The organism is Fannyhessea sp. C0108B2, from assembly GCF_056583915.1.
Genome location: NZ_JBWPJQ010000009.1, coordinates 1 through 24,839 on the forward strand (window position 1 = coordinate 1; position 24,839 = coordinate 24,839).

A 24,839-nucleotide genomic window follows, 5' to 3' on the forward strand; every position below is an offset into this window, starting at 1 on the left:
ACCTGTAAAGTACAGAATAGCATCCATGTGTCCAGCCTAGTTCATAAATATGTGTCCAGTATTCTGGGTACATATCAGGATGTAGAGGGGGTTGTTTGTTAGGCTTTATGTTGAGCTACTTGTACGATGTTAATTGCCTGTACGCTGTGTTGCATTTGAAATAACACACCTGTTAGCAGGAAGCCACACGCTTCCCCACTCAAAGGGAACGCCGTTATCAAGGCGTACCAGCTGGTCTATTTCAAGCGCAGGCGCATGTTCATCAGAATCCAAATAAGCACCGCGTTTTTTCCCTACAACACGAGCATTGTACACAAGCTCAGAACGACCAATTTTTCGGCCACTGGTTTTTTCTACCTGATAAAATAAGGTATGCTCGGTAAAATCCTCGTTTTCAAGACCTGGACACACGCTAATATTGACATGACTTTCTAAAAACATAACAGGGCGCGCTCGCACATAACGAACACGACACAAAAACAAATAGGGATCTCCTACGTCAATTTGTAGATTTTCGGCACACACAACATCGGCTGAACGCACCTCACGGGTAACAACACAGGTTGTATAGTCAACACCTAAATCGGTCATAGATTCGCCAAACGACAACAATTTATTAGAGGTAGGGCTTGCCATAACTGGTTGTACAACAAAAGTGCCACGCCCGCGCTGCTGAACCAATAAACCCTCGTCTACCAACTGTCTAATGCCTTTTTGCACGGTTCCACGCGATAGATCGAGCATAGACATCAATTCGTGCTCAGAAGGAATGGGCTCGTCTACGCCCCATTCTTTAGAATAAATCTTTTCACGCACATAGTCTGAAACCTGCGCATAATATAAATCACCTGTAGATTTTTCAAACTTTGGCATGAAAGACCTTTCTTTACGAATAGCGCTTTTGGGCGTACTCAAGTAATTTTTGTTCCATCAAATTATGTACACGCTCAAATGTTGTATCAAAAAATTCCTGATTCAACATTGCATAGTGCGGTACGGCATATATGTGCTCACGCTTATTGGAAGCAACAATATCATCAACCACTTCACAAGCGTGTTTGGCATCAACCATATCTATTTGATACTGCTTAAAAGCCTGACATTGCTGTATAAGGGCTTGCGTGAGCTCAATATGAATATCAATATCCATTGTTTTACCAAATAAGTCAAGATCACCTTGTTTGCCAATACGTGCGCGCTCGCCTCGCGGAATATGATGCTCGGCTAAAAATACCCGTGTTGCAGCATTATAGGTATGGTCTGCCATAAGATGGCACCACGCGCCTAAAACCACGTCTTGTGGGTGTTCGTGGGTATATAAAGCCTTGTCATGAGGCACATATTCGCTTTCAAAACGATCATAATCGGGAAGCGGTACCTGACTTGGATCGGCAAAATGCGTTTTCATATATGCAATCTTTTTGGTAAGCGGTTTAACCATATAGCCAACATACAAATCGGGCAACAAACAGCCAAAGACAAACGCTTGTTCGTCATGAATACCTAATTCTTGTTTACGATGTGCGCTCAACACACGCAAGGCATGTGCTATATGAACATTCCAGCTTGGCATATAGACCTTCTTTGAGCTTAAACTCGATACAAATCTCGTGTGCGCCTTAATTGGTCGCACACGAGAAATAGTATACCGTATACAGTTTAGCTTCTTATTTCTGCTTTACAACTTCTTGTTATCTTGGCAATCAATTTTGTATGAGCTTTGTTAACTTCTTCTGAGGTAAGCGTATGATCATAACAGCGATACGTCAGCGAGAAGGTCATTGACTTTTTATGGGCGCCAACACGCTCCTCATCACGATAAACGTCAAAAAGGCGAACATCAGTTAAGAGTTTTCCACCAGCAGACGCAAGACGCTGCATAATGCTTTCGGCATCTAAATCTTCGTCTACCACAAGGGCAAGGTCAATAGATACACCTGGAAGCGTTGGAACATCTTGGTAAGGCAGTTCGTGGTGCGCGTGACGAAGAAGAGCAGCACACGATAATTCAAACGCCATAACGGGTTCAGAAACACCAAAGTTTTTGCAACTCTTTGGATGTAACACGCCAAGCCAGCCAATGTGCTCGCCTGAGCATATGAGCTCAGCTGCACAACCAGGCTGTAACCATCCAAATGCTTGTGGATCGGCAACTTTATAACGAACTTTGGTAAGGCGCAAGCGCTCGCAAAGCTGCTCAACAACACCTTTAACATCAAAGAAATCAAACGCGGGATAGCTGGCACACCACGCGTCATCGGCCCATGAGCCACACATAACGCCTGCTACATAGACACTCTCGGTAGGCTGACTTTTGTGCTCATGACCAAAGAACACACGGCCAATCTCGTACAAATGTACATTTTTAACACCATGATCAAGATTGTAAGCAACACTGCGTAAGAGTCCAGGGATAATATCGCGGCGCATTTCGCTTTGATCGGCAACCAAAGGACGCATAATCTGAATGGGAACGCCTCTACCCTCGCTAGACATGCCTAAACGCTCCAAATCGGCTGGATCGGCAAAATTATACGTAGTTGTCTCGCTCAGGCCACTTGCACGCAACGTAGCGCCTATACAACGCAGATATCGCTGCTCCTCGCTTAAACCACCTGCATGATTGCGTGCTGCAGGAAGCGTTGGCGTAATATCACCTTCGCCCCACAGACGAACAATTTCTTCTACTAGATCGATTTCGCGCGTTAAATCGGGACGATTAGTTGGTGCATACACAAGATATTCGCACGCATTATCCGAAGGTTGTGCGCACGCATCAGCGTTTTGGGTATCAGACGAGTTACAAGGCTTTACCGTACACCCAAGACGCTCAAGACGCTCTTTCATAAAGTTTGGTTGAATAGTTTCTCCGGCAAGCTCGCACACACGCTTAGAGCGCAATTTTATGCATACAGGCTCTACAACATGTGGATACACATCAAGCAAACCTTTGGAAACTTCAGCCGATGCATATGCTTCAAATAATGCAGCAGCAATTTCAGAGGCACGCGCGCAGCCATTAACATCAATCTGACGCTCATAGCGTATAGAAGCTTCACTCATAAGGTCGAGGTTTCTGCTAGTACGTGAAATATGACCTGCAGAAAATGCCGCACTTTCAAGCAAAACATCTTGTGTTGATTCATCAATTTCAGAATTTTTACCGCCCATAACACCTGCAAGCGCAAGAGGTGTTTGACCGTTATCGCTAATAACGATCATGTCATCGGTAAGCGTACGCTCTTGGTCGTCAAGCGTAACCAAGGTTTCGCCTGCGTGTGCAGCACGCACAACAATATGGCGTTTGCCATTCTCGTCAGCTGACAGCTTAGCGAGATCAAACGCGTGCAGTGGCTGGCCGGTAAGATACATAACGTAATTGGTAATATCTACCACGTTATTAATGGGTCTGGTGCCTGCAGCTATTAAACGCTTGCGAAGCCACTCGGGGCTCTCTTTAATTACCACGTTATGTAGCACGCGCGCCGTATAACGAGGACATAATGTATCGTCTTGGATACGCACATCAACAAGGTCTTGCGTAGAGTGCGCGGATTCGTGTTTAACAGTTTCAAGCGAGATATGACACGGCTCGTTATACATAGCGCTTACTTCATGTGCAATGCCGAGCATACTTAAACAATCGGGACGATTAGGCGTAATCTCGCAGTCGATAACGGTATCGCGCAAGTTTTTCCACGTGCAAAAATCTACTCCTACAGGAGCTGTGGGGTCTAAAATCATAATGCCTGTGTGATCTGAACTTAAGCCCAATTCACGCGCTGAACAGTTCATACCACAGGATTCAACGCCGCGCAATTTACCTTTTTTAATGTGAATATCACCAGGAAGCGTGGCTCCTACCAGTGCGGTTACGGTTTTATCGCCTTCGTTAAAATTTTGGGCACCACAAACAACCTGAAGCGGTATGGGATTACCTTTATCATCTGTATGATATGTGCCAACGTCCATTTTGCATACAAACATATGATCGGAATCGGGATGGGGTGTTTTTGAAAGAACTTGCGATGTTACCACATGGGTAATATCGGCACCCGTTGTATCCACCGCCTCAACTTCGGTTCCAGTACGAATAAATTCACGTACTAAATCATTTGGATCATCGGGTATATCTACTAAAGTTTTTAACCATTCATACGAGATACGCATTATAAACCTTTCAACGTAACAGCAGTTGTATTAGATGATGCTAAAATTGGCGCAAGAAGCGCATATCGCCTGCCATAAGCATGCGTAAATCTGGCAAATCGTAGCGCAATGCAGCAACGCGCTCAACACCAATACCAAAGGCAAAACCAGAATATACCTCGGGATCAATTCCTACATATCCAAAGACGTTGGGGTCTACAAGACCGCAACCCAAAATCTCTAACCAACCTGTATATTTGCAAAAACGACACCCACTACCTTTGCAAACACCACAAGATACATCAACTTCGCAGCTTGGCTCGGTAAATGGGAAAAAGTGTGGACGATAGCGTGTTTTTCTGTCTTTTCCAAAAATCTCTTTGCAAAAATAATCAAGCGTACCTTTTAAGTCGCCAAACGTAATTCCCTTATCAACAACAAGACCTTCTACCTGCGTAAATTGTGGAAGATGATTGGCGTCTGCTGTATCGGGACGAAATACGGTACCTGGGCAAATCATATAAATAGGAGGCTTGGTATGTTCCATTACGTGTACTTGCACTCCTGATGTTTGAGTTCTCAGCAAAACATCGGACTCACCCAAAACATGATGCTCTTTTCCTTCGGGTGCTCGATCTACCAAATAGAAGGTATCTTTTGCACTACGTGAGGGATGATCCTCAGGAGCATTAAGCGCTGTAAAGTTATAATACGTGGTTTCAACATAAGGGCCATCTTCTACCGTGTATCCAAGACCCGTAAAAATATCCTCAATTTCTTCGCGAATAGATGAGATCAGATGTTGTGTGCCTTTTGGATAGGCGCGTCCTGGAAGCGTTATGTCTACTTTTTGGGATTCAAACTGTTTGAGCATGCACGCGTCCATAAGCTCACTTTTACGCTTGGCAATAAGTGTACTTACCCGTTCGCGCACATCGTTTGCAAGCTTTCCCATATGAGGACGCTCTTCTTTACTCACACTACCCATCATGTGCATAACTGCCGTAAGCGAGCCCTTTTTACCCAAAACTTGTACGCGAATAGCCTCGATCTCTTCTGGAGAAGATGCTTGTGCAAGACCTTGTTCTACTTCGTGTTGAATAGCTTCAAGGCTTTCTGCCATTGACATATAAGCTCCCCTTTCAAACTGTACACATAGTTAGAAATCCATACAACTTTGTGTATAAAACGAACTTCTATATAAAAAAACCGTCCTCGTGTATCACACACAAGGACGGATAATATTCCGCGGTACCACCTTGTTTGACAAAACGTATAGCTTTTGTTTTGCCCACTTAAAATCTCGTCTCGTGAGAAAACGGCGCACCTACTTGCTTTATACATTTGTGTTAAACCAAACTCAAAAGCTTTCAGATAGCTGCTGATAGAGTGAACGTATGCCTCGATGACGTAAAATCTTTCAGCCAAGGATTTTATCTCTTAACTACACCGACCAATGGCAAAGGCATACCCTCTCCGTCATTGCATATGTATGCATCATAGCACAGCTTAGGAAGAAAAGGGCCAAATATTTTGTGCAAGCATCTCAATTGCACATGCAACACTATCGTCTTCGCACGCACCGATGTGATAACGCGCGGCAGCTGCAGCTTCTGGAGTTGCACCTGCAACGGCAACAGAAGCAGGTACTTTTGAAAACATGGTAAGGTCGTTACCTGCGTCACCAAAAACAACTACTTCGTCATAGCTAATACCAAGCGCCTTGACCATAGTGTCAATACCTGTAGCTTTATTATGACCGCTGAGCATGACATTAGAAAAACCAACACGCGGATAGTCAAAATCAAGACCATCTACGCAGCGATTAAGATGATCTATAACAGCGCGGGTGCCTTGCTCGGGCTCAGCCATGAACACATTTGTTTTTACAACAGGATGCGTTGGCATCTGAGATATTGGAATACAGATATCTGCATATGAAGGAAAATGAAGACCTAAATCCTCGCGTTTTCCTGCAACCAAATAAGGAGTTGTGCCCTTAAACACCAACATGCCACAGTGAGGAATACGTTCAACCTCGCTCTTAAGCGCGCAAAGAAGCTCATAAGGAATAATAATTTCTTCGATTTTTTTGCCACGCAAAAAGACCTGCGACCCATTAGTTGCAACCGCGCTTTCTGTACAGGCACTTTCATTGCCAAACAAGGGAGGTAGTTGTCCATATATACGGCCCGTACACGGACCACATATAATTCCTGCTTCGTTTGCCAACGCTAGAGCGCGTCTGGTACGCTCGCTCACAACATGTTCGCCAAAAGGCAAAAGCGTACCATCGATATCCGAAAGAATTAATTTAATCATACCCTCATCCAAAACTTTGCATATTACAACTGTGAAGCTGTTTGCACACAAGTACCAGATAAATATGTTTCCATAACATTGAGGTTGTTGTCAAGGATATTAAAGTCTGCATGACGACCCGGCAAAATTTGTCCACACACATCATCAATACCCGATGCCTGAGCTGCAACTTCTGTTGCCATACGTATTGCTTGCTCAGCGGTTACTATATTCCAATCAACAACATTTTTAACCGCTTGGTTAAGAGTGAGAACCGAACCTGCAATGCTTCCTAAAGAACCGTCTGGCATAATAAGATGAGCAAGATTATCCTGCATACGAATAGGCAAATCTCCTAACATATAGTTACCTTCGGGCATACCACCACAGCGCAGACAATCGGTTACAAGGGGCGTATGCTCCCAACCTTTTGCTTTAATAAATGCAGTTAATGCATCGGGTACAATATGCATGCCATCGCAGATAAGCTCACCATAGGTGTTACTCGACGTCATGGCGCATGCAACTAGGCCTGGATTTCTATGATGAAGGCCACTCATACCGTTATACACATGTATGAATGTTGTAGCGCCGGCTTCTATACATGCAAAACCTTCTGCACATGTTGCATCTGAATGTCCAAGTGCGCAAACAACACCTAAATCACGTGCCTGTGCGCAATAACGCGCAGCACCACTTCGCTCGGGCGCAAGACCAGTTCTGCAAATCAAACCATGTGCGCGCTTTTGCCAACCTTCAAGAATTTCGATGTTGGGGTCGATCATATGCGCAGGATTTTGCGCGCCTTTATGCTTTTCGGTAAAGAATGGGCCTTCCAAAAAGATTCCTTCAATGCGCGCACCCACAAAATCGTCTGAACGATTTGAACGTGCCTCATATACACTTTCACATGCACGACCAATTTGCTCAACCGTTTGTGTAAGCGTAGTTGGTACCCAGGTAGTAGTACCAAATTTTACCAAGGCACGAGACGCCTCGTCTAAACCTTTGGCGTTAGCGTCCATAACGTCGTGTCCTATAAAACCGTGAATGTGTGTATCTACATATCCAGGTGCTACCCAATACGTTGATCGGTCCACAACGTTTATATCTTCTGAAGGCTTCTCATGGGTAAAACCTATAAATTCACCTTGATCGATCAGAAGATACCCGTGAGTTTCAACGCGTCCGGGAAGAACAATTTTTCCAACTTGTACCGCATACATTGCTGTTTACCTCTTCTATTTGATTCAAAACTCCATACGCATATGCTTACACACATCTCACCACGTATACAAACTGTAGCAAAGCGTTAGCTTATATTTACGAACGTACTATGGCAGAGGGTGAATAGTTACACCTTTGACCACACGATTAACCGTACCAGATGGAGAGGGTGTATCGGGGGTATTGTTAACTTTAACAGATGTATTAAGCGCAATAGTCTGAGCAACCAAAATATACGGCAAAGCAAGATAAAGTTCGGGCAGTGCTTCCTGCGCGCTGAGGTTAAACGATTCGCCCTCAAAATTGCTGGTTTGAAGCTGCTGAATTGCAACGGTGTGAAGTGCAATATCATCGCCTGCAATTTCGTTAAGAATATCAAGGTCATATTGACGCGTATAAGGATCGTTTGAAACAAAATCGAATACCAGCGTGTGTGCATCAACAAAAGACTTTGGTCCATGACGATAACCCATTGAAGTATCAAATGAAGTTGCAATTTTACCAGCAGTAAGCTCAAGAATTTTAAGTTGCGCTTCGCGTGTAAGAGCTCCTAGGGCTCCTGAACCCAAATAGGTGATACGCGTAAAGTCGTCTTGTAAGAATTTACAGATCTCTTCCTCGCGATCGGTAATATTTTTACCAAGTTGAGCAATTTGCTCAACAAGTTTTTGTTTGCGAACATCTTCTAATGGATCAAAAATAAGCGCAGCAAGCAATAACATACAGGTAAAGCTACCTGTCATTGCGAAACCCTGATCATTTGCAAACGGAAGCAACACGGTATATGCACGTGGATTGTTTGCACTTTGCACTGCAAGCTTACCCTCGGGGGCACAGGTTATATTAAGAAAATGAACATTGGTTGCAACCTGTTCTACACGCTCAATTGCCGCTAGGCTCTCGGGACTATTGCCTGAACGAGCAAACGAAACAAACAGCGTAGGGTCATCGGGGCGAATAAAATCATAAGGAGCAGACACAATATCGGTGGTTGCGCGTGCGCAAAACTCATACGGAGACGTCTGCGCCGAGCGACGCAAATACGGTACAAGCGTATCTCCCACATAAGCCGAGGTTCCAGCACCTGCAAAAATAACTCGAACGGCCTCGTGGTTTCCTTTGCCAGCAACGACGCCGTTCAAAAATGCGGTTATCTCCTGTTTGTGCTGCGTATACACATCATAGGTTTGTTTCCATAAATCACTTTGCTGAAAAATCTCATGAGTTGTAATATGCGCACCTAGTTGTGTTAATTCCTCAGATGATTTTTTAAACATGCCATCCGCCTTCTTTCTTGAGCATACGCTCATATGGTTTTACTTACTTATTTATTTCGCACGTGAGATACAACGTATTTAAAGCTGTCACCACGTGCAACGCTTCTGGTATACTCAATAATTTGATGCTTGTCATTATAGGTGGTACGCCAAATTCTTAAAACGGGAACACCTTCGCCAATGTTCAAAAACGCCGCTTCATCCATGCGACATGTGCTTGCAAAACACTCTTCATTTGCAACAGCAATACGCTGATCAAAATGCTTTTCAAGCACATCGTACAAGGGTTTATCGGTCAACAAGTTTAAGTTAATATTTGGGAAAAGCGAAACGGGTAAATACGTTGCACCTACCATCATAGGAACGCCGTCTGCAAGGCGCAAACGGTTAATAACATATACATCACTGTTTATGGGAATATGAATATTTTCGGCAACATTGCGCGTTGCTTTTATGACGTCAAAACTCAAAATTTTGGTAGAAGGAACACGACCAAGCTCTTTCATTTGTTCGGTAAAACTGTATGCCGAAATCAGATTGGCTGCGTGACTCGAAAACTCAGAAACAAATGTTCCCTTTCCATGTCGACGAACCACTATGCCATATCCTTCAAGTTCATCTAACGCAAGCCTTACCGTTGTACGCGATAAGCCATATTTAGAAGCAAGTTCACGCTCAGAGGGCAAAAGACTGCCAGGCGTCATGTCGTTATCGATCTTTTCGCGCAATGTATCGACAAGCGTACGATACAGAGGCTGTTTTTTACTTGCCGCGGTCATATATGCCCCCTATCAAAAAAGGCGTGCCGTGTACAAGGCACCGCACGCCTTTGAAATGCTATAACACGAGGTTAACCCCAAATACTTGGCCACATACCAAATGGTCCTGCACCTAGGATACCAATAATCAAAACAAGAATGATACCCTTCATAGGAGTAAAGCGACGACGTGCAAATAAATAATACAAAAGCATAACAATAGCTAATGGAACAAGTTTAGGACAAATGCTATCAAGTACCTTAGCGATATCAACATTGACCGGTTTTTGAACCATTTCCATGTAGGTAACTTCGCTCATGCCATTTCCAAGATCTTTAGCACCAGCAACAACGGTTTGGCCTTTGTCATCAACTGTTTTAAGAGGCTTACCAGCTGCGTCTTTAGTACCCGAAAGTGTAACGCCTTCGTCGGTCTTTTTAATGACGTCAAAGCTTTTAACTTCGTCGGTTTTAACAACGGCAACATGCGAAACGTATGACTGAGTTGAACCATTAGGTACCGAAAGCTTAATTTGCGTTCCGCCCATAGCAACCGTTAAGCAACCAACAACAAATACACCCAAAATAGAAGCTGCACGAGTAAATGCCTTCATGTTAGCCATCATAGAATCAATGGCCTGAGTTCCCATCTTATACGACCAGTTCATAAGGCCAAAACGAAGCGCAAATTGAACAATGTTAAAGATGAGCAGGAATAAAATAGGGCCAAAGATACTGCCGCTAATTGCCATATTAGAGCAAATACCTGCGGTAATAGGAACAAGCGTCATCCAGAACAAGGCATCACCAATACCACCAAGAGGTCCCATAAGCGATACGCGGACCGCACGGATGGTAGGAATATCAACCTTCTTTTGCTCCATGGAAAGGATTACACCCATTGCAAACGTTACCAAAAATGGATGAATGTTGAAAAACTCCATGTTGTGGGTCATAGAAGTAGCAAGGTCATCTTTATCGGTATGAATCTTTTCCAAACCGGGCAAGATAGAGTAAAGCCAACCTGCAGCCTGCATACGCTCGTAGTTAAACGATGCTTGCAAGAAGCATGAACGCCATGCCATTTTGTTAAGGGTAGCTTGATCAAGCTGTGCGCCCTCGTTCAAATTTTTATAGCTTGTTTGCTCATTAGATGCCATCTTCTTCACCTCCCGCATTTACAACAACACTACCTTTAAGCTCGGTATTTTGTTGATAATCCCAATATGCAATACCAAAGCCAATAAGAGCAAGAATAAGCAGAGCAGGTGTTGCAAGAGCAGCAATGTTGGTAACGATAAGTGCAAGACCAAAGCCAAGGAAGTAGAATCCCCACATATCTTTGGTCATCATGAACTTAAGAAGGATTGCAAAACCAACAAAGCGCATCATACCGCCAGCGGCACTTAAACCATTGCTTAACCATTGTGGAATTGAATCTACAACAGACTGACCAACCGTTGCACCACCAACAAAGAACAGGGTAACAACAATACCAAATACGAGGCCTAAAAGACCCATTGAAAGGTAGTTAAGATTAACAATACCTTGTGGATTGGCATCGTGAGCATATTGATCTGCCTTACTCATGAGTGGGGACATAAGCGTAAAGATCAACGTAACGCCGTATTGGCCGAGCAGAGAGAATGGAATTGCAGTTGCAACTGCAATATTTGGATCGAGATGCAAAGAAATAGCAATAACTGCCGCCATAATACCACCTACTACAGCATTAGGTGGTTGTGCACCTCCGATTGGCATGTTTCCGATTGTCATTAACTGATACGTACCACCAACAATCAGACCAGTTTGAACATCGCCCAAGATAAGGCCGATAACAAGACCAGTAACCAGCGGCTGATACAGTGACTCAAGGAAACTAAATTGGTCGATTGCGGCAACAAACGTTACCAAAAAGACCAATATAACCTGAATAATTGAATATTCCATCTTTGCTCCTCCTTTCAATGTATAAGAACATACATATCCCTTTTTATCGTGCATATACCCCACATATATGCACGTAAAATCCGATTAATTAAACAGCTTTGATGAATCCTCAACAGCTGTGGTAGGAACGCGCTGAATGCTTAGCTTAACGCCGTGGTCAACAAGTTTTTTGAATGCTGCTACATCGGCATCATCTACCGCAACCGAAGTTGCAACTTGACGCTTGCCTTCAGACATATGCATATTACCGATATTTAAAACTTTAATGGGAACGCCACCTTCTACCAGCTTTAAAGCATCTTCAGGTGTTTCCAGCACGAGGAAAATATGCTGACGAGCAGCAGCTTTGTGAATAACGTCAATTGTTTTTTGAAGCGAAAAATATCTCGTTGCAACACCTTGCGGAGCAGCCATATCCATAAGATGTTGTCTCATGGTATTGCTTGCAACTTCATCGTTTGCAACCAGAATAAGATTAGCGCCTACGCTACCTGTCCATTGAGTTGCCACTTGCCCGTGAATAAGACGATTGTCAATACGTGCAAGTACAATATTTGGTTCACCCATACCGCTCACCCTTTCGGTTGTATGCCTATGAATGCTAATGCATCATTTCCTCAGTAAACGCAACCCGTATGCACAAACGCCTACGACTGCTCACACAACAAAATCTCATAGTTACCAAGCCCATATGCGTACGCGTGAATACTCATGCGTGCAGATTTGTGCGCGGCAACACACTTTAACCATTACCTAAAAACGAACGACTATTTGCCAAAAGTTTGTGAATCGATATATTGAATTGCATAGCGCGAAACTTCTAATACAGCACCCGACTTGACCTTGAGATCACAGGTATCTGTACGCAGCGCAACTATTTCGCCAAAGATAACACCCATAACAGAAACCTTTTGGCCAACCGCGAGCTCCTTATGAAGCTCTTTGAATTCGTGCTGCTTGCGTTGTTTTAAAACGGTCATATACACAAACAAAACTAGTGCAATTAAAGTAAGAAGAACGGCAATAACCAACGAAGAAGCACCTAAAGCGTTTAGAAACATCTCGCTCATTAAATACCATCTCCTTCATCAGATAGATCTAAAGAGTCTTGATTTTCTGTGTGGGTGTTAATTTGAGATGGGCTAATGTGTGCAACGCTTTCCTTGCCTGCATCTTGCGCGAGCTGGGCAAGTTCTTGAGCTGAAGAGGCACTGCTTTGTGAAGAGGTAAGCTCGAGCAACATGCCTAAATTACAACCAGTTACAATTTCAACTGGCTTATCTGCTGCGGCCAACATTGCCTGATTAAATGGGGTGCCACCCATTAAATCGCAACAAACTACAACCGAACCAAACTGTGCAATTGCTTCATCAATTGCGTGTGCAAGACTGTTTCCAAATGTGGCGGCTTCGTCTTCGTGAAAAATAACGGCTTGAGTTGCATTTTGAGGACCTGCAATCATTTCGAGTGCAGACATAAGTCCTTGCGCAAAATCACCGTGTCCTGTAATAATGCAACCTACCATGTGTTTTCCTAACCTTTGAGCTGCACCGCAAACTGAGCGCACGCACTGAATATTTCAACTGGCTATCTCAACCAGTTATTCCAACTGGTTACAACCAGCTATACACAGTGTATAAAAGAACATCCATAAAGTCACCAAACAGGTTAATATGTTAGGTGAACGGATAAAAAACTCAGGTTAACGGATAATAGCAGTTCACAAGGGTTATTTTTCATGAGAAGTACGTATAAAATTGCTATGTATACCTCATTTGCGAGCATATTTTGCAATGAATAGATGAATATGGATACCTTAAAATACAAGTTAAATGCATAAAGGTCTTTAGATAGTGATACCGGTTAGAAATAGAACAAGAAATTTTTTTGGAAGATGAGATTCATCTATAAAAGGCGACCTTCGCTTTAAGCAAAAGTCGCCTTTTCCATTTATCTTATATGCAATGCTTGTTAGCTACAGTCTACTACCTACTTAACGTTAGCGTAACGCTTAAAGCATTCAACCATACCCTCGGGTGTAGTTTGCGACTGTACATCATTGACAGCGTCCTCGTTCATAAACATACCCATCATAGCCTGCAACACCTCAACTTGATCTTCGGCGTGTTTCAGCAGACCAAGGTTCACCACAAGGTTAGTATCGATAGCATGATCCACCATACCCGCCATAGGCTCAAAGCTCACACTCTTTTTTGGTTTGATAATAGCGATATAAGGCTTAACTATGTGCTGTGGATCAACGTGAGGGATAGCCACACCAATAGTTTCGAACATAAGACCCGTTGGGAAATTGCGCTCACGATCCGTAATTGCCTGAAGCCAGCTCTCTTTTACATACCCCTTCTTTAACAGAATATCAGAGAGTTTTTCAAAAAAGTCGATGTAATTATCGGCATCAAAATCAAAAAACACAAGCTCTGGCCTGTAGAGGCAAGTCTCATCAGTGGTGGTCTCGGTAGTGTTGACGGTAGGTTCAGTGATGTTGTTTTCGCTCACGTGTAACTCCTTCTTGTAGTGTGCACAGTAGATAATGAGATGTGTCTATGCCATTGTATCTAAGCTACGGGCTTAGCACCATTGGCAAAGACTTTAATAACCTGAGTAAAATCCTCAAGCAAGCGTTCATAGGCAACAGGCGTCATGTCATGCCAGTAAACAAGAGCATCCTTGCGGTCACGACGGCGGTCGGCAATAAGATTACACACAGCTTCGCCTGCGAACTTCGCACCATAGGTATAGTAATTAATCTTACGAATGCCTGCATCAATTGATTTGCGATAATCCTCATCCGAGACGCCCGAACCACCATGCATAACCAGGGGTAACTTAATTCGTGAACGAATATCACGAAGTACATCCAGATTAAGATGAGGTTCTCCCTTGTAAATGCCGTGTACGGTACCAAACGAACACGCCAAAATATCTAAGCCCGTACGCCTAATAAAATCTTCCGCCTGATCAGGATCAGTGTACACAGCACCTGATTCTTCAGCAGTACCACCCTCGTCGCGATAGCCTGCCTCACGAGAGCCCATGCTTCCAAGCTCGCACTCAAGACCCACGCCAAACGGAGCACAGATTTCAGCGGCTCGTGCAGAATTCTCGACATTCACTTCATAGGGCATGTACGAACCATCGAACATGGCACCCGTAAAGCCCATATCAAGAGCACGACGTAAATATGAAAGATGTTCACAGTGATCCAAATGCACGCATACCATAGCGCTGGACTGTTCGGCCAGTGCAACCATGGCAGGACCTATATACTTCAAAGGAGCTGCGTGCTCATGACACTCTGCGTGTGCCAAAATAACAGGATAGCCTGTCTGTTCAGCAGCGTCGAGTGCCGCACGTACGGCCTCGAGACTTGGTGTATTAAATGCCGCGATCGCCATACCATTTTGTTCAGCAATCGCACAGATGTCACGAAGACTAATCAGCATTTTCTCTCCTTTTGATTGCTTTTGGGTGATTTATTAGTTGTTATCGTTCTTTTTCTCGATCGATTTCGCCTTTGTTGGTTTTACACTTGTCCGAACTACGCATGCAATACGGTCGTCGAGCCTGTGATTTTAGTGAATGGGGATCAACCTTGTATTCAAAATCAGCTAACCATGCTTCAAGTTCATCGCCATTTTCAATATACATCGTTTGAAGCCAGTATCTACCTTTAAGCATGCCCCCACCATTGATACGAACGTATCGTTTGCCTGAAAATTCTCGCACCAGAAAGCTCGTAACTTCTGAAAGTTCAAAGATATCGCTACGGCCATAGGCGCTAAAACGAATAGTAGTATCGTCGATAGTTACAATTTGTGGATTTGCTCGTGCTATAAACGTGTTCCATACCTGATATGCAGCAACAATTCCTACAATCGCAGCAATTCCATGCGGCAGTGGTACAAGCCCGAAAAATGCGCCTAAACATGCAATGCAAATAGCTATACAAAAGATGCCCGTAAAAGTTACTGACACAAAAAAACGTTTTGGTTCATATATGTACTGCTTCATGAAAACCTCCAGAGACGGAACCACCTTACGAAAGTTCCGTCTCATCATGGAGCTCTATAAATTATCTATATCCTTGATATCCTTGATGCAGTATGCAGGATAAACTGGCTCATGCATATACGCTTATACGCATGAGCTTACCGTTTCTACACTCCCGCTCTCTGCCTCAATACCTACTCGTTCTCGTTATGCAAAACCTTTGCTTCTTTAAGAATGCGTACGCGGTTCCAGAAAGCCAATGCCAAAGCACCAACAGCAGGAATTGCAAGACCAATACCTCCACCTAGCGCACCAAGGCGAACAATAATCCAGGTCAAAGGATTAGCACCATCACAGATTGACGAAATAGCAGCAGCGCCATTCATATCAAAATTAACAGAGGCTGCAGCGGTAGTGATGAGCGGAGCAAGATCTGTTGCAATGTAGAGGCCAACAGCCAATACAACAATACCAGTCAAAATACCGCGGAAACCGTTTTGACGAACGATGGGCGTAACCAAAACCAACATATAAGGAATGCAAGCCAAGTCAACCAGAGGCATAACCTTGTTTCCAGGAAGAATGAAGGCAAGAAGAATGGCAAACGGAACCAAAATCAGAGCCATCGTCAAAGTAACGGGGTGGCCGGTACCAACGGCAGAGTCAAGACCAATATAAATCTTACCGCGGCTTTGGAAATGCTTTTGAATGAAGGCAGAAGCAGCATCTGAAATGGGAAGCAAACCTTCCATCAGAAGGGCGGCCATCTTTGGAATCAACACCATAACAGCACCCATCGAAACGGCTGTTGCTAAGAAGCTAGGTGTAGCCTTACCGTTAGCGCCTATTGAAGGGAGGAAGCCATAACCTGCTAAAACACCAATAACCAGTCCGATGATGGAGCCAAGGAGCACAGGATCACCAAAGACACCAAAGCGCTTTTGGAGACTCTCGACATTAATGTCAACTTTGTTCAAGCCAGGGATTTTATCGATAAGCCAGTCCATAGCAAAAGCAATGGGTGCATAGGCGCCTGAAAAGCCGTGAGGAATAGAAACGCCTGGCAGACCGAGAGACTTCTCAACCATAGGAGCGGTTACGTCACCAATGATAAGTACGATAACCTCGTTAATTACGGCTGCAGCAATACCAAATGCGACGTTACCTGTCACAATAGCAACCAGTGCACCCGTAAAGGCAAAGTGCCAGTAGTTCCAAATGTCGACGTCAGCCGTTTGAGTTGTGTTTGTGAGCAACATCACAACGTTAACAAGTAACGACAGCGGGATGATGATGGTTCCAACAATGGAGCCCATAGCAATAGCAGAAGCTGCAGGCCAACCAACATCCATAACCGAAAGAGACAGACCAAAGCGGTGCACCATAGCGGTTACTGCACCAGCAAGGTCGGTACCCATGAGCTGATTAATAACAAGATTAAGACCGATAAAACCAATGCCGACCGTAAGACCAGCTTTAAGAGATTTACCAAAACCTGCGCCAAAGGCCATGCCAATGATGGTGAGCACAATAGGCATTACCACCGAGACGCCAAGACTTGACAAACCCGAGAAGAAGCTAACGACTACGTCCATATATGTCTCTCTTCCAAAAAAAATACGTATCGCGAGCGCAGCAAATTAGCTGCGCCGCAACAAACAAAACGAATGTAATTTAGGCCTTCATGAAATCAATAACCTGCTGTTCTGCAGCAGCGCGACCCATACCAGTCAAGAAAGGAATGCCAGAAATAAATGGACATTCAATACCAGCTGGCTTAACTGTGGTTGCGATAATAAGATCAGCGTCCTTGGATTTATCAACAGCCTCAGCAATGGAACATGTAGTGATGTTAAATGTTCCTTCAAACCCATTAGAGTTGAGCAGATCTTTAATCTTTGCAGCAACCGCTGTTGACGTTGCAATTCCTGATCCACAAGCCAAAATGATGTTTTTCATACTACCTCCCTTCAACATTATTTGAAGCTCTGTATTACTTTATGAGCATTGCCCACCTACAATGAAACGTGATGGCTACCACAATCGTTCTATAGAACTCTTGCTGCCAAGAATAACGTAACAGTAAAACTCTACTCAAATCATAAAGTCATTGCAAGGTTTGACAAAAGTTACTCACCCATAACGATGACTTTTGCCTTACGCGTACGTTCACGCGTACGGTCATAGTCTACAAAAAATATTGATGCCAAACCGTTCATTTGAAGCTTTCCATCGGCCACTTCAAAAACGCATGAACCGCCCAGCAGAGTTGCGCGCAGATGCGCATCGCCGTTCCACAAAAGCGTGCGGTCGCCACCTGGCAAATAAGCTGCAGCATTAGGCCAGCTTTCCACTGCTTCGAAATGTTTCTCTCCAGGATAACGATAAGTCGACCAATCCTTTTGCTCAGGGAAAATTTTTTGCAGACCGTCATTGAGGTCAGCGTGCAAAAACAGATCGCCCGAACCTGTGCGATCATGATCATATTCATCCGAGAAGAGAGCGCAGGTGGTGTGGCACGAAATAACCGTGACAGTTCCTTCCTTAATGCCAGAAGCAACTACAATCTCGTTAACCTTATCAGTAATATCAACATAAGTTGGTTTATTTGCAAGAGTTTGTACGGTGACTAAACCTTTATATACACTCATGCCTACATTCCTTTCTTTATGTCACGACGAGCACGATCCAATGCTTCAAACATCTCGTCAAGCGTGGCGAAGGGATCCGCTGCCGCTACAATACCACTCGTTCCACCTGTAGCGTCACCGCCGTACATAATGGCATCATAAACATCCTGCCCCGACGAAATACCCGCCGCTTGCAAGACCATCGTGTCAGGAGAAGCCTCCTTAACAGCTTTGGTTGATTCACGTATGTAATCTTCTGAAGCAATGTGTCCCGTACCAATGAGACTCGTGAGCTCACAAGTCATAATGTCAGGCTTAAACTGCGCAATAGCACGAGCTTCTTCAACTGAATCAGCACAAACACAGGTGAGAATCCCCACCTCCTTAGCACGCATAATCGTCGATGCAAGCTCATTAATTGTCATGGGATTCTCGGCATGATTTAAAAATGTTGCTTGCACGCCTGCTGCCGCTAATGCCTCGGGTAATACGTGACCCATACCACGTCCTGGCTTAAGCGACTCCATTGTTTGAGCGCAGGGAATGAGGTGCGGACAATTATGGATAACCCATGGCAGATCAATGAGTTGCGCGGTAAACAGCGACTGAAACTTGTAACGCTCGCAGAGCTCGTCGACTTTTTTTGCAAGCTTGTACAACTCCTGTCCGTACAGATATGACTTAGGATTGACTACAAAAAAAGGGCGCTGCAAAACTACAATCCCCATAATAACTCCTTTACCACTAACCTTGATTATTCGAGGTATGCGTCTCTTGAATTTGCCTGTTAAAACGCAACTTGTTCATACTTTTATGAACAAGTTTATCAAAAAGCCGTGAGTAAAGCAAACACTTTATTGCAAGTATATATATGAAAGACCATTCGCCGACAATTTTGTAACGTTCATCGGTTTTTATACAAAATTTGATTGCACGGTAAAATGACAGCGCCTGTGTGCTCATTCAGCAAAAACGTGGGTTTGAGGCAGGTCTTGCGCATGATAGACCTGTATGGAAAACTGTTTGAAATTATTCCTGAGTGGCAGTACCAATAATTTCTTGACCAGCCTTGAGCCAGGTAAAGCTCCACTCAATAGGAACGCCATCTTCAAGAAAAATAGTTTGGATCAAAAGGAGTACAGGCGCATTCTCGTCAACCGCTAAATACCCACCGTATTGTCTACCAGCAACACGCGCCACATAACGCATCTGCGCAGTTTTAATGCGACGCCCCGAGCATTGTTCAACGGCGTCAAAAGCAGCTGCTTGTGTAAAATCGACCCTATCAATACCAGGGCATTCTCGCAGCGGGTACCAACTTTCCTGACACATTATGGGCTGTCCATCCACGCTACGCACACGGCGCAAAAACATAACATTCTCGCCAGGCTGAACATGCAAATGCCGCGCCACTTCAACGGACGCAGCAAGCACTTCTTTAGTAAGAATATGTGTTTGGAACGATTTGCCCTGTTGATGCAGGGACTCCGCGAATGACAGGGGACGTACGCCCGCAGGATGGGAAAGTGCATGATCAGCAACAAAAGTGCCACTCCCCTGTACGCTTTTAAGCAGACCCTCTTCGATTAGCGTCAAAATAGCCTTGCGCACTGTTCCGCGCGAGAGACTGTATTGTTTGACAAGTTCGTTCTCGGAGGCAATGCGTTGTCCAGGAACTAATTCGTGTGAATAAATTTTTTCGCGCAGATAGTTTGTCAACCGTGCATGCAAAGATGATTTTGACATGGATGTCGATGTTTGAGTTCCTTTTGAATATCTATGTAGTGTTGAGGCCTTATCAGTTGACATATCTAGCGACCTACATCTTCTATAAAAATTTATGGTGTTGATAAGCAAAGTGAAAGTTGAACTGAAAGGATTGGCGAGATGCCAACGCGCAAACCACATGACCAAGGATTTTAAGACCTTTGCATATGCCAATTCTGTGAAACTTACACATAAGCATGTAGTTATCCTACAACAGTTGAGTTTTATGTTCTAGTCAATCCATAAAACTTTAGTTTCTCTGAATATCTGATAGGTGACTAGGCTACACCACGCAGCAATATCGTGTTCGTACGTGACAATTTGAGCGGCCGCGCTATCTAACTCCATGCTCATGACAACACTTCTTTAATACTTTTTTATTTAATACGTTCTACCTTGGTGTCTTTATATATGTTGTCCCATTTATCCATATTAATATGACCAGTTTGGGCTTCAAGCGCGTTAAGCGTACCGCACGCGGCTCCATAGCGCAACACGTCAGCTGCGCTCATATTTTGCGAAAGCGCATAAGCAAATCCTGCAATTGTAGAATCACCCGAACCCGTTGCATTAACGCAGCTAATCTGAGCAGCGTGCACGCGATACACGCTCCCTTGATGGTATGCAAGCAAACCGTCTTTTCCCATAGAAATAACAATCCATGCAATACCCGTAAAACGTTCATCGCACTCAAGCGCATGTACAAGCGCTTGGGGATTTTCGCTGGTAAAGTTTGTGTGCAGCATAGCATTGAGTTCCGAAAGATTGGGCTTTATAAGCGTTGGTTTATCCGACGACAAAAGAGCTGCCTCAAGGGCTGCACCCGATGTATCCAAAAGCACTCGTTTGTGCGCTGCAGCAGCGCTCGTAATAAGATGCGCATAAAAATCATCGGGTATACCTTGTGGCATAGATCCCGAAATCGTAACGCATGACACGTCTTGTATAAGGTGCGTAAATTTTTCCTTAAATGCCTGCGTATCCTGTGGTGTCACGCAAGGCCCAGCCTCTAAAAACTCGGTTTGTTTGCCTTCGTGCAGTACACTTATGCACACACGTGTTTCGCCCTTTATATGCAAAAAATCATGAGGCAAGTCAGAGTTATCCATGAGCTGCTGCAAGTAAGAGCCCATATATCCCCCCACAAAACCAGTTGCAAGAACACGCGCGCCCAACTCGTGCAAAACACGCGTGACATTAAGACCTTTACCTCCTGCTGTTTTATGAGCAACTACACGATTAACATCGTCTATACAAAGCTTATCAAGCGCGTAGCTTGTATCGATAGAAGGATTAAGCGTAACGGTTAAAATCATAAAAGTATACCTTTCTCTAAAGAAAGTGGTATGCATATAAAAACCCAAAAGAGCACAGGTCAGGGTCTATATTTGATGCCAACACAATTTCTCATGTCAATTATGTATTATGCACGACAAAGCATACATAAGATAACGCGAGATTCACAAAGTATTCTACAATGAAAATATATTTTGTTGTCAAGTGAAGTATCAAATCATGGTTACCTTGTTTTATGCCTTTTGACAGCAAAGCTCATACACGTTTTATAGGAGGTAGTGTCATCATGCTCGTTTCAACAAAAGAAATGTTGCAAAAAGCCTACGAAGGACATTATGCCGTTGGTGCATTTAATGTAGAGAACCTTGAGTTTGTTATGGCAGCAGTGCGTGCCGCACAAGCAAAGCACTCGCCTATTATTTTGCAAACAACGCCTGGAACGCTTAAATATGCAAATGTTGATTATTTTAAGGCAATGGTCAGCGTTGCAGCAGAGTCGGTGGATGTTCCTGTTGCACTTCACCTTGACCACGGCGACACGTTTGAGCGCTGCGTTCAGGCTATTCGAGCAGGCTATACCTCGGTTATGATCGATGGATCACATGTTGATTATCAAAGCAATCTTGCTATTACTACATCGGTAACCAAAGTTGCTGAACCTATTGGACTTCCTGTTGAGGCCGAATTAGGTAAAGTGGGCGGAAAAGAAGACGATGGCCCACTTGCTGCCGACGAAAACCCCTACACCGACCCCGAACAAGCTGCAGAATTTATTGCAAAAACGCATTGCACATCCTTAGCTGTAGGCGTTGGAACCATTCATGGCGTATATAAAGGTACACCTCATATTGAACAGGGCGTTCTTAAAGAGATTAAAGCACACACAAATGTACCTTTAGTGTTGCACGGCACATCGGGTGTTCCCGACGATCAGGTTGCGCAAGCTATTCAAAATGGTATTTGCAAAGTAAACTATGCAACCGAGTTGCGACAAGTCTTTACCGCTGGCTTTATGAAATATATGGGAGAAAATCCTGCATGCTTTGATCCTAAAAAACCGTTTATCCCAGCTCAACAAGCAATTTTTGATATTGTTGCATCGCATATGGACAACTTGGGATCAACCAACAAGGCATAAGGTCTACCAACAAAGCATAGTGATCTGCTCCTAAGACACAAACACTATTGGTCACTTTGAACAAGCACAAACCTAAGGACATATCCATGATTTATACGCTCACTCCCAATCCTGCCGTTGACATGAATGTAAGCGCAGATGTTGTAGTACCTAATCGTGTTTGCCGTACCAAAGATGCGGTATATACCCCTAACGGTAAAGGCTTAAATGTAAGCTTTACCCTTCAACATTTTGGTGTACACGCTCCTATTTTGGGCTTTTTTGGGGGATTTAGCGGTACCTATATTGTTGACGAAGCGCGAAAGAAAGGTTGCGACGTTTACCCCGTTATGGTAGACGGTATCACACGCATCAATCCCTTTATTTCAACTCCTACGCAAGAATACACCTTCCCTAATGCAGGCTGTAGTGTGCCAGAAGATAAACAACACGAACTTTTACAGTTACTGAGCTCGCTTGATGATTTAACCTGTCTTGTTGTATCGGGCTCGCTTCCTCCCGAAGTTAAACCTACCTTTTATGATGAGATTTTTGATACCCTTGCTGCTAAGCACGTAGACATTGTGCTTGATACCAGCTCTTCTCACCTCAGCCAGCTTGGTGCAAAGAAGCCGCTTCTCATTAAGCCTAACGACGACGAATTGCATGCCATTTTTGGCTATACGCTTACAGGCGAAGATGATACTGTTCGTGCGTTGCATGATTTGGGCACTCAGGGTTTTCAAAATGTATTGCTGACGCTTGGTTCGCGCGGTGCATACTTTTATAATGGGACACATGTTTGGTATGCGAACGCACCAAAAATTAAGCCTTATTCTACGGTTTGTGCAGGCGATGCTACGCTTGGATGCTTTTTGGCATCATATGTGGTGCATAAAACATCTGTTGAACAAGCACTTACAAACGCAATGGCATGTGGCGCAAATGTTGCTATGTCTGCAGGTTTAGGCACGTTTTCGCGCATGGACGAACTCAAAGAAAACGTGCATGTAAAGCAAGTAGACTAGCTTGTCTTTTGATACTGCTAGCTCAGGCGCTATAGTTCATAGCTTGTTGCATAAGAAATCGGGTATCTGCTGTAAGCGGACACCCGATTTTCTCACTATTTTTGTTTATTATATGAGTTAGATTGAAGGCCTCTACACATAAGAAAAGCCTCTGCACATAAGATAGATTTGTACAGATACAAAGACTAAAAAGCCGCTGATTATTTACGACGACGGCGCATTACCACACCAGCTACGATTAAACATATTGCGATAATAATACCGATAATGACCGGTGCTTGTGTTCCGCTAAAAATATCATTAGTTGTGGCAATCATGATATCCTCTTTTCAGATCCAAAATCAAAATCCCATCGGTTTGCCACGATGCCAAGATGTTAAAAACATAGATCAAACAAGGGCAAACACGTGCTACATATTATACTAGTTGGTCATAAAATCACAAATGACACTCAGATAATGCTCGTTATTTTCGGCGTAACACATGTGCCTACAACCTTCAAATAATTCCCAGCGTGCGTTTGGAATACGATCAAACATAGTCTTAGCAATAAGCGGTGTGCACTCGTCATCTGTGCCACTGATAATGAGCGTTGGAACCTTAATGTGGTGCAAACGATCAATCACGTTCCAGTCTGCAAGCGTACCCGTTGCCGTTAATTCATTAGGACCCCACGCAACTACATAGGATTCTTCGCCACTTTTCTTAGGACGGCGCAAGCATTCGGGCGCAGTTTCGTCGTATGTTAAGTCGCAACAATGCATGGTCATAAAATGGTCAAGGGCCTGGGTATATGCACGGCCAGAAAAGTCCTGCGTTTTTTCGGCATTCATAAGCGCACTGTATTCAAGCACAGGAAGCATACGCGCAAGACGGTGCTGCTCGCGCGCCCAAAGTTGTGAGGACGGCAAAGTAGACGACAAAATAAGCCCTTGCAAACCCTGTGCGTTGCAATCCAGTGCAAAGCTCTGTGCCAGCATACCGCCCCATGATTGGCCTAACAGATAATATTTTGATAAACCAAGATGGCTGATAAGGGCTTCAAGCTCGTTTTCCCATGTGCTAAGTTTCCACAAATCGGGTCGGTTTTCTACATACGACTTTCCGCAACCAAGCTGGTCATAGCTGATAACCGCACGGCCACACAAAGCCACAGGATCAAGGAGTTCCATATAATTGTGGGTAGAACCAGGTCCTCCGTGAAGCGTGATCAGCGGTGCTTTACCAGAAGTTATGTCGCCCGCAATGCGGTAGTACGTTTTATAGCCCATAAAGTCCATCGTGTTTTCGTGAACTTCTATATGGTCGTTTAACTGTGATAATGACAT

Annotated in this window: 25 protein-coding genes; 2 read left to right on the forward strand and 23 right to left on the reverse strand. The window is 44.0% G+C overall.

All coding sequences use genetic code 11. The annotated features are described in order from the left end of the window. Window positions 1–129: 129 nt before the first annotated feature. From AC1DBT_RS05180 to AC1DBT_RS05285, 22 genes are all read right to left on the reverse strand, one after another. Complete coding sequence (locus AC1DBT_RS05180) at window positions 130–873, reverse strand: GntR family transcriptional regulator (protein WP_480018877.1); 744 nt, start codon at window positions 871–873, stop codon at window positions 130–132. 13 nt (window positions 874–886) lie between these two features. Continuing rightward, window positions 887–1,573 carry a hypothetical protein gene (locus tag AC1DBT_RS05185; protein WP_480018878.1) on the reverse strand — a complete coding sequence of 229 codons (687 nt, stop codon included), beginning with the start codon at window positions 1,571–1,573 and terminating at the stop codon, window positions 887–889. An 86-nt stretch (window positions 1,574–1,659) separates the two neighbouring features. Further along, entirely contained in the window at window positions 1,660–4,170 is a 2,511-nt protein-coding gene (gene pheT / locus AC1DBT_RS05190) for a phenylalanine--tRNA ligase subunit beta (RefSeq protein WP_480018879.1), read from the reverse strand. 40 nt (window positions 4,171–4,210) lie between these two features. Next, window positions 4,211–5,278 carry a phenylalanine--tRNA ligase subunit alpha gene (gene pheS, locus AC1DBT_RS05195; protein ID WP_480018880.1) on the reverse strand — a complete coding sequence of 356 codons (1,068 nt, stop codon included), beginning with the start codon at window positions 5,276–5,278 and terminating at the stop codon, window positions 4,211–4,213. Window positions 5,279–5,658: 380 nt separating this feature from the next. After that, a complete protein-coding gene (locus tag AC1DBT_RS05200; RefSeq protein WP_480018881.1) occupies window positions 5,659–6,471 on the reverse strand; it encodes an HAD family hydrolase in 813 nt (270 codons plus the stop codon). Between the two features lie 23 nt (window positions 6,472–6,494). Continuing rightward, on the reverse strand, window positions 6,495–7,676 hold the full coding sequence (gene nagA / locus AC1DBT_RS05205; protein ID WP_480018882.1) for an N-acetylglucosamine-6-phosphate deacetylase: 1,182 nt from the start codon (window positions 7,674–7,676) through the stop codon (window positions 6,495–6,497). Window positions 7,677–7,784: 108 nt separating this feature from the next. Beyond that, a complete protein-coding gene (locus AC1DBT_RS05210) occupies window positions 7,785–8,954 on the reverse strand; it encodes an SIS domain-containing protein (RefSeq protein ID WP_480018883.1) in 1,170 nt (389 codons plus the stop codon). A gap of 47 nt (window positions 8,955–9,001) precedes the next feature. Further along, the gene (locus AC1DBT_RS05215; protein WP_480018884.1) at window positions 9,002–9,733 is read right to left on the reverse strand and encodes a GntR family transcriptional regulator; all 732 of its coding nucleotides are present in this window, start codon (window positions 9,731–9,733) and stop codon (window positions 9,002–9,004) included. Between the two features lie 71 nt (window positions 9,734–9,804). Further along, window positions 9,805–10,872 (reverse strand): PTS system mannose/fructose/sorbose family transporter subunit IID, encoded by a 1,068-nt coding sequence (locus AC1DBT_RS05220; RefSeq protein ID WP_480018885.1) that lies wholly within the window; start codon window positions 10,870–10,872, stop codon window positions 9,805–9,807. Further along, complete coding sequence (locus AC1DBT_RS05225; protein ID WP_480018886.1) at window positions 10,862–11,662, reverse strand: PTS mannose/fructose/sorbose/N-acetylgalactosamine transporter subunit IIC; 801 nt, start codon at window positions 11,660–11,662, stop codon at window positions 10,862–10,864. The genes AC1DBT_RS05220 and AC1DBT_RS05225 overlap by 11 nt, the downstream gene beginning before the upstream one ends. 84 nt (window positions 11,663–11,746) lie before the next feature. Next, the gene (agaV, locus tag AC1DBT_RS05230) at window positions 11,747–12,229 is read right to left on the reverse strand and encodes a PTS N-acetylgalactosamine transporter subunit IIB (RefSeq protein WP_311444298.1); all 483 of its coding nucleotides are present in this window, start codon (window positions 12,227–12,229) and stop codon (window positions 11,747–11,749) included. A gap of 200 nt (window positions 12,230–12,429) precedes the next feature. Then, on the reverse strand, window positions 12,430–12,732 hold the full coding sequence (gene yajC / locus AC1DBT_RS05235) for a preprotein translocase subunit YajC (RefSeq protein ID WP_480018887.1): 303 nt from the start codon (window positions 12,730–12,732) through the stop codon (window positions 12,430–12,432). Then, the gene (locus AC1DBT_RS05240) at window positions 12,732–13,187 is read right to left on the reverse strand and encodes a PTS sugar transporter subunit IIA (RefSeq protein ID WP_480018888.1); all 456 of its coding nucleotides are present in this window, start codon (window positions 13,185–13,187) and stop codon (window positions 12,732–12,734) included. Before AC1DBT_RS05240 ends, yajC begins: the two co-directional genes overlap by 1 nt. Before the next feature lie 464 nt (window positions 13,188–13,651). Continuing rightward, window positions 13,652–14,179, reverse strand: coding sequence for a PTS sugar transporter subunit IIA (locus AC1DBT_RS05245; protein ID WP_480018889.1), 528 nt, complete (start codon window positions 14,177–14,179; stop codon window positions 13,652–13,654). Window positions 14,180–14,238: 59 nt separating this feature from the next. Then, complete coding sequence (locus AC1DBT_RS05250) at window positions 14,239–15,126, reverse strand: class II fructose-bisphosphate aldolase (RefSeq protein WP_480018890.1); 888 nt, start codon at window positions 15,124–15,126, stop codon at window positions 14,239–14,241. A gap of 40 nt (window positions 15,127–15,166) precedes the next feature. Beyond that, entirely contained in the window at window positions 15,167–15,694 is a 528-nt protein-coding gene (locus AC1DBT_RS05255; RefSeq protein WP_480018891.1) for a hypothetical protein, read from the reverse strand. A gap of 173 nt (window positions 15,695–15,867) precedes the next feature. Further along, window positions 15,868–17,268, reverse strand: a complete 1,401-nt coding sequence (locus tag AC1DBT_RS05260) for a PTS galactitol transporter subunit IIC (RefSeq protein WP_480018892.1) — start codon at window positions 17,266–17,268, stop codon at window positions 15,868–15,870. 79 nt (window positions 17,269–17,347) lie between these two features. Next, complete coding sequence (locus AC1DBT_RS05265; RefSeq protein WP_061102989.1) at window positions 17,348–17,632, reverse strand: PTS sugar transporter subunit IIB; 285 nt, start codon at window positions 17,630–17,632, stop codon at window positions 17,348–17,350. A gap of 170 nt (window positions 17,633–17,802) precedes the next feature. Further along, entirely contained in the window at window positions 17,803–18,324 is a 522-nt protein-coding gene (locus AC1DBT_RS05270; RefSeq protein ID WP_480018893.1) for a YjbQ family protein, read from the reverse strand. Between the two features lie 2 nt (window positions 18,325–18,326). Further along, a complete protein-coding gene (locus AC1DBT_RS05275; RefSeq protein WP_480018894.1) occupies window positions 18,327–19,031 on the reverse strand; it encodes a triose-phosphate isomerase in 705 nt (234 codons plus the stop codon). 301 nt (window positions 19,032–19,332) lie between these two features. Then, on the reverse strand, window positions 19,333–20,112 hold the full coding sequence (locus AC1DBT_RS05280) for a GntR family transcriptional regulator (RefSeq protein ID WP_480018895.1): 780 nt from the start codon (window positions 20,110–20,112) through the stop codon (window positions 19,333–19,335). A 335-nt stretch (window positions 20,113–20,447) separates the two neighbouring features. Then, window positions 20,448–21,386, reverse strand: coding sequence for a hexose kinase (locus AC1DBT_RS05285; RefSeq protein WP_480018896.1), 939 nt, complete (start codon window positions 21,384–21,386; stop codon window positions 20,448–20,450). 266 nt (window positions 21,387–21,652) lie between these two features. Between AC1DBT_RS05285 and AC1DBT_RS05290 the strand changes: the two genes are divergently transcribed. Both AC1DBT_RS05290 and AC1DBT_RS05295 read left to right on the forward strand, forming a co-directional pair. Continuing rightward, window positions 21,653–22,504, forward strand: coding sequence for a class II fructose-bisphosphate aldolase (locus tag AC1DBT_RS05290; RefSeq protein WP_480018897.1), 852 nt, complete (start codon window positions 21,653–21,655; stop codon window positions 22,502–22,504). Window positions 22,505–22,590: 86 nt separating this feature from the next. Continuing rightward, window positions 22,591–23,511 carry a 1-phosphofructokinase family hexose kinase gene (locus AC1DBT_RS05295; protein WP_480018898.1) on the forward strand — a complete coding sequence of 307 codons (921 nt, stop codon included), beginning with the start codon at window positions 22,591–22,593 and terminating at the stop codon, window positions 23,509–23,511. Window positions 23,512–23,933: 422 nt separating this feature from the next. On the opposite strand, the gene pepI is transcribed toward AC1DBT_RS05295, so the two are convergent. Then, complete coding sequence (gene pepI, locus AC1DBT_RS05300) at window positions 23,934–24,839, reverse strand: proline iminopeptidase (RefSeq protein WP_480018899.1); 906 nt, start codon at window positions 24,837–24,839, stop codon at window positions 23,934–23,936.

Excerpts from the sequence above, each read along its gene's own strand:
- AC1DBT_RS05215 (WP_480018884.1), bottom strand. The coding sequence starts at position 9,733 with ATGACCGCGGCAAGTAAAAAACAGCCTCTGTATCGTACGCTTGTCGAT.
- pheT (WP_480018879.1), bottom strand. The coding sequence starts at position 4,170 with ATGCGTATCTCGTATGAATGGTTAAAAACTTTAGTAGATATACCCGAT.
- AC1DBT_RS05260 (WP_480018892.1), bottom strand. The coding sequence starts at position 17,268 with ATGGACGTAGTCGTTAGCTTCTTCTCGGGTTTGTCAAGTCTTGGCGTC.
- AC1DBT_RS05210 (WP_480018883.1), bottom strand. The coding sequence starts at position 8,954 with ATGTTTAAAAAATCATCTGAGGAATTAACACAACTAGGTGCGCATATT.
- AC1DBT_RS05240 (WP_480018888.1), bottom strand. The coding sequence starts at position 13,187 with ATGGTAGGTTGCATTATTACAGGACACGGTGATTTTGCGCAAGGACTT.
- AC1DBT_RS05180 (WP_480018877.1), bottom strand. The coding sequence starts at position 873 with ATGCCAAAGTTTGAAAAATCTACAGGTGATTTATATTATGCGCAGGTT.
- AC1DBT_RS05220 (WP_480018885.1), bottom strand. The coding sequence starts at position 10,872 with ATGGCATCTAATGAGCAAACAAGCTATAAAAATTTGAACGAGGGCGCA.
- AC1DBT_RS05285 (WP_480018896.1), bottom strand. The coding sequence starts at position 21,386 with ATGATTTTAACCGTTACGCTTAATCCTTCTATCGATACAAGCTACGCG.
- agaV (WP_311444298.1), bottom strand. The coding sequence starts at position 12,229 with ATGGGTGAACCAAATATTGTACTTGCACGTATTGACAATCGTCTTATT.
- nagA (WP_480018882.1), bottom strand. The coding sequence starts at position 7,676 with ATGTATGCGGTACAAGTTGGAAAAATTGTTCTTCCCGGACGCGTTGAA.
- AC1DBT_RS05185 (WP_480018878.1), bottom strand. The coding sequence starts at position 1,573 with ATGCCAAGCTGGAATGTTCATATAGCACATGCCTTGCGTGTGTTGAGC.
- AC1DBT_RS05200 (WP_480018881.1), bottom strand. The coding sequence starts at position 6,471 with ATGATTAAATTAATTCTTTCGGATATCGATGGTACGCTTTTGCCTTTT.
- AC1DBT_RS05280 (WP_480018895.1), bottom strand. The coding sequence starts at position 20,112 with ATGTCAACTGATAAGGCCTCAACACTACATAGATATTCAAAAGGAACT.
- AC1DBT_RS05275 (WP_480018894.1), bottom strand. The coding sequence starts at position 19,031 with ATGGGGATTGTAGTTTTGCAGCGCCCTTTTTTTGTAGTCAATCCTAAG.
- AC1DBT_RS05270 (WP_480018893.1), bottom strand. The coding sequence starts at position 18,324 with ATGAGTGTATATAAAGGTTTAGTCACCGTACAAACTCTTGCAAATAAA.
- pheS (WP_480018880.1), bottom strand. The coding sequence starts at position 5,278 with ATGTCAATGGCAGAAAGCCTTGAAGCTATTCAACACGAAGTAGAACAA.
- yajC (WP_480018887.1), bottom strand. The coding sequence starts at position 12,732 with ATGAGCGAGATGTTTCTAAACGCTTTAGGTGCTTCTTCGTTGGTTATT.
- AC1DBT_RS05225 (WP_480018886.1), bottom strand. The coding sequence starts at position 11,662 with ATGGAATATTCAATTATTCAGGTTATATTGGTCTTTTTGGTAACGTTT.
- AC1DBT_RS05250 (WP_480018890.1), bottom strand. The coding sequence starts at position 15,126 with ATGCTGATTAGTCTTCGTGACATCTGTGCGATTGCTGAACAAAATGGT.
- AC1DBT_RS05265 (WP_061102989.1), bottom strand. The coding sequence starts at position 17,632 with ATGAAAAACATCATTTTGGCTTGTGGATCAGGAATTGCAACGTCAACA.
- AC1DBT_RS05255 (WP_480018891.1), bottom strand. The coding sequence starts at position 15,694 with ATGAAGCAGTACATATATGAACCAAAACGTTTTTTTGTGTCAGTAACT.
- AC1DBT_RS05295 (WP_480018898.1), top strand. The coding sequence starts at position 22,591 with ATGATTTATACGCTCACTCCCAATCCTGCCGTTGACATGAATGTAAGC.
- pepI (WP_480018899.1), bottom strand. The coding sequence starts at position 24,839 with ATGTCATTATCACAGTTAAACGACCATATAGAAGTTCACGAAAACACG.
- AC1DBT_RS05290 (WP_480018897.1), top strand. The coding sequence starts at position 21,653 with ATGCTCGTTTCAACAAAAGAAATGTTGCAAAAAGCCTACGAAGGACAT.